This is a genomic window from Streptomyces sp. (genome assembly GCF_031181705.1).
Classification (GTDB): Bacteria; Actinomycetota; Actinomycetes; order Streptomycetales; family Streptomycetaceae; genus Streptomyces.
Genome location: NZ_JAPSKN010000167.1, coordinates 1 through 11,131 on the forward strand (window position 1 = coordinate 1; position 11,131 = coordinate 11,131).

7 protein-coding genes and 1 tRNA gene are annotated in these 11,131 nt (G+C 71.3%); 4 read left to right on the plus strand and 4 right to left on the minus strand.

Annotated elements, in window-relative coordinates; all coding sequences use genetic code 11:
• Positions 1-48: 48 nt before the first annotated feature.
• Positions 49-133: transfer RNA gene (locus RIN80_RS23855), tRNA-Leu, on the minus strand.
• A gap of 142 nt (positions 134-275) precedes the next feature.
• Here RIN80_RS23855 and RIN80_RS23860 point away from each other — a divergent pair.
• Positions 276-1,607 carry a DUF2254 domain-containing protein gene (locus tag RIN80_RS23860; RefSeq protein WP_309097696.1) on the plus strand — a complete coding sequence of 444 codons (1,332 nt, stop codon included), beginning with the start codon at positions 276-278 and terminating at the stop codon, positions 1,605-1,607.
• 89 nt (positions 1,608-1,696) lie between these two features.
• On the opposite strand, the gene RIN80_RS23865 is transcribed toward RIN80_RS23860, so the two are convergent.
• From RIN80_RS23865 to sucC, 3 genes are all read right to left on the minus strand, one after another.
• Entirely contained in the window at positions 1,697-3,238 is a 1,542-nt protein-coding gene (locus tag RIN80_RS23865) for an aldehyde dehydrogenase family protein (RefSeq protein WP_309097697.1), read from the minus strand.
• Between the two features lie 410 nt (positions 3,239-3,648).
• Positions 3,649-4,575: a succinate--CoA ligase subunit alpha gene (gene sucD / locus RIN80_RS23870; protein ID WP_309097698.1), complete on the minus strand. Its 927-nt coding sequence runs from the start codon at positions 4,573-4,575 to the stop codon at positions 3,649-3,651.
• A 14-nt stretch (positions 4,576-4,589) separates the two neighbouring features.
• Entirely contained in the window at positions 4,590-5,720 is a 1,131-nt protein-coding gene (gene sucC, locus RIN80_RS23875; RefSeq protein ID WP_309097699.1) for an ADP-forming succinate--CoA ligase subunit beta, read from the minus strand.
• A 142-nt stretch (positions 5,721-5,862) separates the two neighbouring features.
• Between sucC and RIN80_RS23880 the strand changes: the two genes are divergently transcribed.
• The 3 genes from RIN80_RS23880 to RIN80_RS23890 are packed head-to-tail and all read left to right on the plus strand — an operon-like array spanning position 5,863 to position 10,948.
• Positions 5,863-7,545, plus strand: a complete 1,683-nt coding sequence (locus RIN80_RS23880) for a thiamine pyrophosphate-binding protein (protein WP_309097700.1) — start codon at positions 5,863-5,865, stop codon at positions 7,543-7,545.
• 12 nt (positions 7,546-7,557) lie between these two features.
• Positions 7,558-8,799: a formyl-CoA transferase gene (gene frc / locus RIN80_RS23885; RefSeq protein ID WP_309097701.1), complete on the plus strand. Its 1,242-nt coding sequence runs from the start codon at positions 7,558-7,560 to the stop codon at positions 8,797-8,799.
• Between the two features lie 4 nt (positions 8,800-8,803).
• The gene (locus RIN80_RS23890; RefSeq protein WP_309097702.1) at positions 8,804-10,948 is read left to right on the plus strand and encodes an acetate--CoA ligase family protein; all 2,145 of its coding nucleotides are present in this window, start codon (positions 8,804-8,806) and stop codon (positions 10,946-10,948) included.
• The last annotated feature ends 183 nt before the right edge of the window (positions 10,949-11,131 follow it).

The window sequence follows — 11,131 nt, forward strand, 5'->3', positions numbered from 1 at the left end:
CACGAGAAAGGGTGCCGACCATGAACTGGTCGGCACCCTGTCTGTCAGTGTCCGAGGGGGGACTTGAACCCCCACGCCCGATAAAGGGCACTAGCACCTCAAGCTAGCGCGTCTGCCATTCCGCCACCCGGACCAGGTGTCCGCCGCCTTGCCAGGGGTGTTCCCCGCGGCGACAGGCACAACAATACCAAGGTTTCGGAGTGCCTTTCACCTGCGTTTCCGTCCACCGGGCGGGGGTCCGGGACCTCGCGGCCCGTTGCCTCTAGGGTCACACCATGAGTGACTGGATGGTGACGCAGAGCCCTGTCGCGGGGCGTCGCCCGCGCGCCCTGTCACCGCTCAGGGAGCATCTGCGGGACACGTTCTGGTTCGCCCCCACCGCGGCGATGCTCGCGGTCTCCCTGGTGTGGCTGGGGGCACAGGCGCTCGACACGGCCATCGTGGAGGCACTCCGGGAGGAAGGCGACTACGACACGCTCGACGAGCTGCTGCGGTTCGCGCAGGACGCGAAGGCTGTGGTGAGCGCGGTCGGCTCGGCCATGATGACCTTCATCGGTGTGGTGTTCAGCATCTCGCTGGTGGCCGTGCAGATGGCGAGCGGGCAGTTCACCCCGCGTGTGGTGCGGCTCTTCGTCCGCAGCCGGATCACCAAGGCGACCTTCGCGGTGTTCCTGGCCACGTTCGTGCTGACGCTGCTGGTGCTGACCGCCTTCGACAGCGCCGACGACGCCCGTGTCGTGACATCGCTGCCGCTGGTGCAGTCCGTCCTCACGCTCGGCATGGTCGCGCTGAGCCTGCTGCTGTTCGTGCTGTACGTGAACAGCACCCTGCGGCTGATGCGGATCAGCCAGGTGATCGCGCGGATCGCCGCCGAGTCCTTCCGGGTGGCCGCCTCGATGCCCGCACCAGCGGGCGGGCAGGAGGCGCCCGACCTGGGCGCCGCGACCGCGTGGGTGCCGCACGAGGGGCGGGCCGGGGTGCTGCGGGACGTGCACATCGCGCGGCTGGTGCGGGTGGCGCGCAAGCACGGGGTCGTGCTGCGGCTGATCCCGCGGATCGGGGACTTCGTGGTGCCGGGCACGCCCGTGCTGGCGGTCCATGGTGGGGCCGCCCCGCCGCGCGGGGCGCTGCGCCGCAGCGTCTCGGTGGGGGTGGAGCGGACCTACCACCAGGATCTCGGCTTCGGTCTGCGGCAGTTGGCCGACATCGCGTTGCGCGCGCTGTCGTCCGCGATCAACGATCCGACGACCGCCGTTCAGGCGCTGGACCGCATCGTGCAGTTCCTGGCGGTGCTGAGCCGGCATCCGCTGGACGCCGCCCTGCACCGGGACCGGGGCGGGGCGGTGCGGCTGGTGCAGCCCGTGCCGGGGTGGACCGAGCTGGTGGATCTCGGGTTCGCGGAGGTGCGCGGCTGCGCCGTGGGGAGCCCGCAGGTGTCGCGGCGCATGCTGGCCGGGCTGGACGACCTGCTCCTGCTGGCGCCGCGGGACCGGCGGGAGCCGCTGCTGCGTCACCGCGCACTGCTACGGCAGCAGGTCGCCCACACGGCCCCGACCCCGGCGGACCGGGCTTTCGCCCTGCACCCGGACCGGCAGGGCATCGGCTGAGGGGCGAGGGCCGGAACCGGGCGCGTGGAGCCGGGCACGGGGCAGCGCCCCGCGCACGCGGCATCCGACCCCGGCCGCCCCTACCCCCGTCAAGGCAACAGCTGGTACTGAGGGAAGTTACCCGGCAGCCGCTCCCCCGCCGGCCCGCGTGTCACCGCGCGCACCAGCAGCTCCCCGCCCACGAACGCGCCGCGCCAGGACGCCCCGAGTCCGCCGAACAGCTCGTCGCGGTCGCCGCGGGAGCGGGGCCGGCCGTGGCCCACCTTGAACGCGCGGATCTGCGGGGCGAGCCGCTCGTAGGTGGCCCGGTCGTCCGTGGACAGCGTGGCCACCAGCGCCCCGTTGGAGGCGTTCATCGCGGCCAGCAGCTCCGCCTCCGTGTCGACCAGGACGATGGTGTCGACCGGGCCGAACGGCTCCGCGTGGTGCAGGGGTGAGGAGCGCGGCGGGTTGAGGAGCGTGACGGGCTGGACGTAGGCGGAGGTGTCCTGCCCGGGCAGGAAGTGCGCGTCGCCGGGGCTGGCGCGGTGCAGCGGCACCGCCCCGCGCTCGACCGCCTCGGCCACCTGGTCCTGCAACTCCTTGGCCTTCGCCGCGTTGATCACCGGTCCGAAGTCCAGCTCCGGGCAGGGATCGCCGGGCTGCTCCACGGCGAGCGGATGCCCGACCCTGAGCGCGCGGACCGCCGGGAGGTACGCGGCCAGGAACGCGTCGAACAGCTGCCGCTGGACGACGAAGCGCGGGTACGCCGTGCAGCGCTGCTTGCCGTAGTCGAAGAGCTTGGGGATCACCGCGGTGAGCGCGTCCCAGTCCGAGTGGTTCCAGATGCCCCAGGTGTTGAGTCCCTCCTGTTCGAGTACGTGGCGTTTGCCGAGGTCGGCGACGGCCGTGGCCACCGCGGCGCCGGTGTCGCGGCCGCCGACGAAGGAGACGCAGCCGATCTCGGGCGCCCGTACGAGCGCCTCGGACAGCTCGCTCCCGCTGCCGCTGACGAGGGTCACGGGGATCCCCTCGCGGGCGGCGAGCGCGCAGGCCAGGGTGAGACAGGCGACGCCGCCGTCGGTCGGGGTCTTGGCGATGACCGCGTTGCCTGCCAGTGCCTGGACCAGCACTGCGTGAACGAGCACGCTCATCGGGTAGTTCCAGCTGGCGATGTTGGACACCGGCCCGTCCAGCGGGGCCCGGTCGGCGAGCATCGGCTCGATGCCGTCGACGTACCAGCGGACCCCGTCGATCGCCCGGTCGACGTCCGCCTGGGCGAGCCGCCAGGGTTTGCCGATCTCCCAGACGAGCAGCAGCGCGAGGAGCGCGCGGTGTTCGGCGAGGGCGTCGAGGGTGGCCGCGACGCGGGCCCGGCGCTCCGGCAGCGGGACGTGCCGCCAGGCCCGGTGCTGGTCGAGGGCGGCGCGCACGGCCCGCCGGGCGGTGGCCTCCTCCAGGCGCGGCGGGCCGGTGATCGGGCTGCCGTCGACCGGGCTGACGGCGGGCAGGACCCGGCCGTCCGCTTGCCAGCCGGCGTTCCAGAGGTTGAGGACCCGGTCGTCGCGGAAGGCCTCGGGTGCGGCGGCGAGACAGCGCCGCCAGGCGTCGGGCCAGGACGTGCCGGCTTTCAGGGTGAGGGTGGGTGCCATGCGGTTGCTCCGCTCTCGGTGCACGGTCGGGGGCGGACAGACGGGCCCGGGCGGCCCGCCCGGGTGTGGACTCACGGCCCGCCGCGGGTCTCGACTCGAACGACCCGCCACGGACCGGGCTCGGCCGACCGTGCGGGCCTGGGATCGAACGAACCACCACGGGTCTCGACTCGAACGAACCACCGCGGGTCTCGACTCGAACGACCCGCCACGGACCGGGCTCGGCCGACCGTGCGGGCCTGGGATCGAACGAACCACCGCGGGCCTGGGAACGACCCACCGCGGGCCTGCGATCGAGCGGCCCGCGGCTCTCGGCTCGAGCGGCCCGCGGCTCTGGACTCGAACGACCCGCGCATCTCGGCTCGAACGACCCGCGGCTCTGGATTCGAACGGCCCGTCGCGGGGCCGGCTCAGAGGGCCCGCTGCCGGTCTTCGAGCAGGGCGAGCACGAGCTTCGCGGTCTCGGTCGGGGTGCTGCCCACCCGCACGCCGGCCGCCTCCAGTGCCTCCTTCTTCGCCTGCGCCGTACCGGAGGAGCCGGACACGATCGCGCCCGCGTGCCCCATGGTCCTGCCCTCGGGCGCGGTGAATCCGGCGATGTAGCCGACGACGGGTTTGGTGACGTGCTCGCGGATGTACGCCGCCGCGCGTTCCTCGGCGTCGCCGCCGATCTCGCCGATGAGCACGATCAGGTCGGTGTCGGGGTCGTCCTCGAAGGCGGCGAGGCAGTCGATGTGCGTGGTGCCGACGACGGGGTCGCCGCCGATGCCGACGCAGGTCGAGAAGCCGACGTCGCGCAGTTCGTACATGAGCTGGTACGTCAGCGTGCCCGACTTGGAGACCAGGCCGATGCGACCCGGTTTGGTGATGTCGGCCGGGATGATGCCCGCGTTGGACTGGCCCGGGGTGATGAGGCCCGGGCAGTTGGGGCCGATGACGCGCGTGCCCTTCTCCCGGGCGTAGGCGGTGAAGGCGACGGAGTCGTGGACGGGGATGCCCTCGGTGATGACGACCGCGAGCCCGATTCCGGCGTCGGCGGCCTCGACGACCGCCGCCTTGGCGGAGGCGGGCGGCACGAAGACGACGGTGACGTCCGCTCCGGTCGCGCGCATGCCCTCGGCGACCGAGCCGTAGACGGGTACCGCCGTGGGGGTGCCTCCCGGGCCGTTCGGGCTCCGGGGGACGTCGAAGTCGACGGTGCGGCCGGCCTTGCGGGGGTTGACGCCGCCGACGACGTTGGTGCCCGCCGCGAGCATCCGCCGGGTGTGCTTCATGCCTTCGCCGCCGGTCATGCCCTGGACGAGGACCTTGCTCTCCTTGGTGAGGTGGATGGCCATGGCGTTCCCTCTCCTCAGGCAGTGGTGGCGAGTTCGGCGGCACGGGCGGCGGCGCCGTCCATGGTGGTGACCTGCTCGACCAGCGGGTGCGCGTGCTCGTCGAGGATGGCCCGGCCCCGGGCGGCGTTGTTGCCGTCGAGGCGCACGACGAGCGGTTTGGTCAGCCGGACGCTGTCCAGTGCCTGGACGATGCCGTCGGCGACCGCGTCGCAGGCGGTGATGCCGCCGAAGACGTTGACGAAGACGGACTTCACGTCCGGGTCGGAGAGGATGACCGACAGTCCGTCGGCCATGATCCGGGCACTGGCACCGCCGCCGATGTCGAGGAAGTTGGCGGGCCGCGCACCGCAGCCCGCGACCACGTCGAGGGTCGACATGACGAGCCCGGCGCCGTTGCCGATGATGCCGACCTCGCCGTCGAGCTTGACGTAGTTGAGGCCCTTGGCGGCGGCCGTCGCCTCCAGCGAGTCGCCGTGCTCGACGTCGTCGGCGCCCCAACGGGACTGACGGAAGCGGGCGTTGTCGTCGAGGGTGACCTTGCCGTCCAGGGCGAGGATCTGCCCCTGCCGGGTGCGCACCAGCGGGTTCACCTCGACCAGGAGGGCGTCCTCGCGGACCAGGACCTCCCAGAGCCGGACGAGGACGTCCACGGTCTGCGGCGGCAGTCCGGCCACTTCGGCGATCTCGCCCGCCGTGGCGGAGGTGACGCCCCGGGCCGGGTCGACGGGGACGCGGACCACGGCGTCGGGCCGGGTGGCGGCCACCTCCTCGATGTCCATGCCGCCTTCGGCCGAGGCGATCGCGAGGAACCGGCCCGCCGCGCGGTCGAGTACGTAGGACACGTAGAACTCGGTCTCGATGTCCACGGGCTGGGCCAGCATCACCGTGCCGACCGTGTGGCCCTTGATGTCCATGCCGAGGATCCGACGGGCGGTGAGCTCCGCCGCGGCGGGGTCGGCGGCGAGCCTGACACCGCCCGCCTTGCCCCGTCCGCCGGTCTTGACCTGGGCCTTGACGACCACGCGTCCGCCGAGCCTGCGGGCGATGTCGCGTGCCTCCTTGGGCGAGTCGGTGACCTCGGCCCTCGGCACCGAGATGCCGTGTTCTGCGAAGAGTTCCCTTGCCTGGTGCTCGTACAGGTCCATTCCGGCTCCTGACTGAAAGTGCCGCACGCCCCCTGGACACCACCCACCGGATGCGGGATAACAAGCTTCATACAGTATTCGTCGACTGTATGCAATGTACCGCGAACCGCTCCAACCCCCTACGAAGGGACAGGACTTCGCCATGCCCGACGACACCCAGGACGTGATCTCCGGTGGTCATCTCGTAGCCAAGGCGCTGAAGGCCGAGGGGGTCGACCGCATCTACACGCTGTGCGGCGGCCACATCATCGACATCTACGACGGCTGCGTGGACGAGGGCATCGAGGTCGTCGACGTCCGTCACGAACAGGTCGCCGCCCACGCCGCCGACGGCTACGCACGCATCACCGGCAAGCCCGGCTGCGCCGTGGTCACCGCGGGCCCGGGGACCACCGACGCCGTCACCGGGGTCGCCAACGCCTTCCGCGCGGAGTCCCCGATGCTGCTGATCGGTGGTCAGGGGGCCCTCACCCAGCACAAGATGGGCTCCCTGCAGGACCTGCCGCACGTCGACATGATGAACCCCATCACCAAGTTCGCGGCGACCGTGCCGGACACGGCACGCGCGGCGGACATGGTGTCCATGGCGTTCCGCGAGTGCTTCCACGGCGCGCCGGGCCCCTCCTTCCTGGAGATCCCGCGCGACGTGCTCGACGCCAGGGTGCCGGCCGACAAGGCACGCGTGCCTCAGGCGGGCGCCTACCGCGCCTCGACCCGCTCGGCCGGCGACCCGGAGGCGGTCGAGAGGCTCGCCGATCTGCTGGTGCACGCCGAGAAACCGGCCATCCTGCTCGGCAGCCAGGTCTGGACGACGCGGGGCACCGAGTCGGCCATCGAGCTGGTGCGCGCGCTGAACATCCCCGCCTACATGAACGGCGCCGGCCGCGGCACCCTCCCGCCCGGGGACCCGCACCACTTCCAGCTCTCGCGCCGGTACGCCTTCTCCAACGCCGACGTCATCGTCATCGTCGGCACGCCCTTCGACTTCCGCATGGGCTACGGCAAGCGGCTGTCGGCGGACGCGACCGTCGTGCAGATCGACCTCGACTACCGCACCGTCGGCAAGAACCGCGACATCGACCTCGGCATCGTCGGGGACGCCGGACTGGTGCTGAAGTCGGTGACCGAGGCGGCCTCCGGGCGCGTCAACGGCGGGGCGTCGAAGCGCAAGGAGTGGCTGGACGAGCTGCGGGCGGCCGAGCAGACCGCCCTGGAGAAGCGGCTGCCCAGCCTGAGGTCGGACGCCTCACCCATCCACCCGTACCGTCTGGTCAGCGAGATCAACGACTTCCTCACCGAGGACTCCATCTACATCGGCGACGGCGGCGACATCGTCACCTTCTCCGGGCAGGTCGTGCAGCCCAAGTCGCCCGGGCACTGGATGGACCCGGGCCCGCTCGGCACGCTCGGCGTCGGCGTCCCGTTCGTGCTCGCGGCCAAGCAGGCCCGGCCCGACAAGGAGGTCGTCGCGCTCTTCGGCGACGGCGCGTTCTCCCTGACCGGCTGGGACTTCGAGACTCTCGTCCGCTACGACCTCCCCTTCGTCGGCATCGTCGGCAACAACTCCTCCATGAACCAGATCCGTTACGGCCAGGCCGCCAAGTACGGCAAGGACCGCGAGCGGGTCGGCAACACCCTCGGCGACGTCCACTACGACAAGTTCGCCCAGATGCTCGGCGGTTACGGCGAGGAGGTCCGCGACCCCGCCGACATCGGCCCCGCCCTCCGGCGCGCCCGCGAGTCCGGCAAGCCGTCCCTGATCAACGTCTGGGTCGACCCCGACGCGTACGCCCCCGGAACCATGAACCAGACCATGTACAAGTGAGGAGCGCTTGGCATGACCCAGACCTCGACCAGGGCTCTCGACGGCATCCGCGTCCTGGACATGACCCACGTCCAGTCCGGGCCCTCGGCGACCCAGCTGCTCGCCTGGCTCGGCGCGGACGTCGTCAAGCTGGAGGCACCGACCGGCGACATCACGCGCAAGCAGCTGCGTGATCTGCCGGACGTCGACTCCCTCTACTTCACGATGCTCAACTGCAACAAGCGGAGCATCACCCTCAACACCAAGACCGAGCGCGGCAAGGAGATCCTGACCGAGCTGATCCGGCGTTCCGACGTGATGGTCGAGAACTTCGGGCCGGGCGCGGTCGACCGCATGGGCTTCACCTGGGACCGCATCCGGGAGATCAATCCGCGTATCGTCTATGCCTCCATCAAGGGGTTCGGCGAGGGCCCGTACACCAACTTCAAGGCGTACGAGGTCGTCGCGCAGGCCATGGGCGGGTCGATGTCGACCACCGGTTTCGAGGACGGGCCGCCGCTGGCGACGGGGGCCCAGATCGGGGACTCGGGGACGGGTGTGCACGCCGTGGCGGGCATCCTCGCCGCGCTCTACCAGCGGGAGCGCACCGGTCGCGGGCAGCGGGTCAACGTGGCCATGCAGCACGCCGTGCTGAACCTGTGCCGGGTGAAGCTGCGGGACCAGCAGCGTCTGGCACACGGGCCGCTCGCCGAATATCCCAACGAGGACTTCGGCGACGAGGTTCCCAGGTCGGGGAACGCGTCCGGCGGCGGCCAGCCCGGCTGGGCCGTCAAGTGCGCGCCGGGCGGGCCGAACGACTACGTGTACGTCATCGTGCAGCCCGTCGGCTGGCGGCCGATCAGCGAGCTCATCGGCCGGCCCGAGCTGGCCGACGACCCCGAGTGGGCCACGCCCGAAGCGCGGCTGCCCCAGCTCAACAAGATGTTCCAGCTGATCGAGGAGTGGTCCTCGACGCTGCCCAAGTGGGAGGTGCTGGAGCGGCTCAACGCCCACAACATCCCCTGCGGGCCGATCCTGTCCACGCGGGAGATCATCGAGGACAGGTCGCTGGTCGCCAACGAGATGGTCGTGACCGTGCCCCACCCGCAGCGGGGCGAGTTCGTCACGGTCGGCAGCCCGCTCAAGCTGTCCGACTCCCCCGTCGAGGTGACCAGCTCCCCGCTGCTCGGCGAGCACAACGAAGAGGTCTACGTCGGCGAACTCGGTCTCGGCGACGAGGAACTGCGCCTGCTCAAGTCGAACGGGGTGATCTGACGTGATGGCCGAGGACCGCCTGGCGCGGGTGCGCTCCGTGCTCGACTCGGTGCGGGCCGAGGGCCGGACCGCGCTGACGGCGCCCGAGGGCAAGGTGCTCGCCGACGCCTACGGCATCGCCGTACCGCGCGAGGAACTGGCGACCGACGTCGACGAGGCCGTGGCGTTCGCGGCGCGCTTCGGCGGACCCGTCGTGATGAAGATCGTATCGCCGGACATCCTGCACAAGACCGACGCCGGCGGGGTGATCGTCGGCGTCGAGGGCGCCGTCGGCGTGCGGGCCGCGTTCCACACCATCGTCGACAACGCGCGCGCCTACGACCCGAAGGCCCGCATCTCGGGCGTGCAGGTCCAGGAGCTGCTGCCCCAGGGCCAGGAGGTCATCGTCGGGGCGGTCACGGATCCGACGTTCGGGAAGGTGGTCGCGTTCGGGCTCGGCGGGGTGCTCGTCGAGGTGTTCAAGGACGTCACCTTCCGGCTCGCGCCGGTGGACGCCGACGAGGCGCTGTCGATGCTGGACTCGATCCGCTCCGCGGAGATCCTGCGCGGGGTGCGCGGACAGGCCGGTGTGGACCGGTGGGCCGTGGCCGAACAGATCCGCCGGGTCTCCGAACTCGTCGCCGACTTCCCGGAGATCGCGGAGGTCGACCTCAACCCGGTGATCGCCACCGCGGAGGGGGCGGTGGCGGCCGACATCCGGGTGATCCTCGCCCAGTCGCAGCCCCCGGCGCGCCGGAAGTACTCCAGGGACGAGATCCTCACCTCGATGCGCCGGCTGATGCAGCCCGCGTCGGTCGCCGTCATCGGCGCCTCCAACGAGCAGGGCAAGATCGGCAATTCGGTGATGCGCAACCTCGTCGACGGGGGTTTCGCGGGCGACATCCACCCGGTGAACCCCAGGGCCGATGACATTCTGGGCCGCAAGGCGTACAAGAGTGTCACGGACGTTCCCGGTGAGGTGGATGTGGCGGTCTTCGCGATCCCCGCCAGGTTCGTGGCCTCGGCCCTGGAAGAGGTGGGACGCAAGAAGATCCCGAACGCCGTGCTGATCCCCTCAGGGTTCGCGGAGACCGGCGAACACGAACTCCAGGCGGAGATCGTGGCGATCGCCGAGCGGCACGGGGTGCGCCTGCTGGGACCGAACATCTACGGCTACTACTCGACCTGGCAGGACCTGTGCGCCACGTTCTGCACGCCCTACGACGTCAAGGGCGGGGTGGCGCTGACCTCGCAGTCGGGCGGCATCGGGATGGCCATCCTGGGCTTCGCCCGCACCACCAGGACGGGCGTCTCGGCGATCGTCGGACTCGGCAACAAGTCGGACCTGGACGAGGACGATTTCCTGACCTGGTTCGGCGAGGACCCGCACACCGAGTGCATCGCGATGCACCTGGAGGACCTCAAGGACGGGCGGGCCTTCGTGGCGGCCGCGCGGGCGACCGTGCCGAAGAAGCCGGTGATCGTCCTCAAGGCGGGCCGTACGGCGGCGGGTGCGAAGGCCGCCGGTTCGCACACCGGCGCCCTGGCCGGTGACGACGCGGTCTACGACGACATCCTCCGCCAGGCCGGTGTCATCCGGGCGCCGGGGCTGAACGACATGCTGGAGTACGCGCGCGCGTTGCCCGTACTGCCCGCTCCCCGGGGTGACAACGTCGTGATCATCACGGGCGCCGGTGGCAGCGGGGTGCTGCTCTCCGACGCGGTGACGGACAACGGCCTGTCGCTGATGGAGATACCGCCGGACCTCGACGAGGCGTTCCGCAGGTTCATCCCGCCCTTCGGGGCGGCGGGCAACCCGGTGGACATCACCGGGGGCGAGCCGCCGTCGACGTACGAGGCGACGATCCGGCTGGGGCTGGAGGACCCGCGCATCCACGCGCTCGTCCTGGGCTACTGGCACACGATCGTCACTCCTCCGATGGTCTTCGCGGAGCTGACCGCGCGCGTGGTGGCCGAGTTCCGCGAACGCGGGATCGTCAAGCCCGTGGTGGCGTCGCTCGCGGGCGACGTGGAGGTCGAGGAGGCCTGCCAGTACCTCTTCGAGCGCGGGGTCGTGGCGTACCCGTACACGACGGAGAAGCCGGTGGCCGTGCTCGGCGCGAAGTACCGCTGGGCGCGGGAGGCGGGGCTGCTGGGGGGCGGTACATGAGGTGAGGCAGCGGGGGGCCGGCCGACGGTGCGCGTCGGCCGGCCCCGGGACCCGCACGCGCACGAAAGGCATGGGACAGGGGGCGCTGGCCAGATCTTTCGACGCAAGGGGTGCGACACGACATGACAACGACCGATCTGCCCACCACGGTTCCCTACCGGGAGGTCGCCGACGCGAACGGTC

Bases quoted from the DNA above. Each gene is read 5' to 3' on its own strand.
- RIN80_RS23860 (WP_309097696.1), top strand. From the start codon at position 276: ATGAGTGACTGGATGGTGACGCAGAGCCCTGTCGCGGGGCGTCGCCCG.
- RIN80_RS23865 (WP_309097697.1), bottom strand. From the start codon at position 3,238: ATGGCACCCACCCTCACCCTGAAAGCCGGCACGTCCTGGCCCGACGCC.
- sucD (WP_309097698.1), bottom strand. From the start codon at position 4,575: ATGGCCATCCACCTCACCAAGGAGAGCAAGGTCCTCGTCCAGGGCATG.
- sucC (WP_309097699.1), bottom strand. From the start codon at position 5,720: ATGGACCTGTACGAGCACCAGGCAAGGGAACTCTTCGCAGAACACGGC.
- RIN80_RS23880 (WP_309097700.1), top strand. From the start codon at position 5,863: ATGCCCGACGACACCCAGGACGTGATCTCCGGTGGTCATCTCGTAGCC.
- frc (WP_309097701.1), top strand. From the start codon at position 7,558: ATGACCCAGACCTCGACCAGGGCTCTCGACGGCATCCGCGTCCTGGAC.
- RIN80_RS23890 (WP_309097702.1), top strand. From the start codon at position 8,804: ATGGCCGAGGACCGCCTGGCGCGGGTGCGCTCCGTGCTCGACTCGGTG.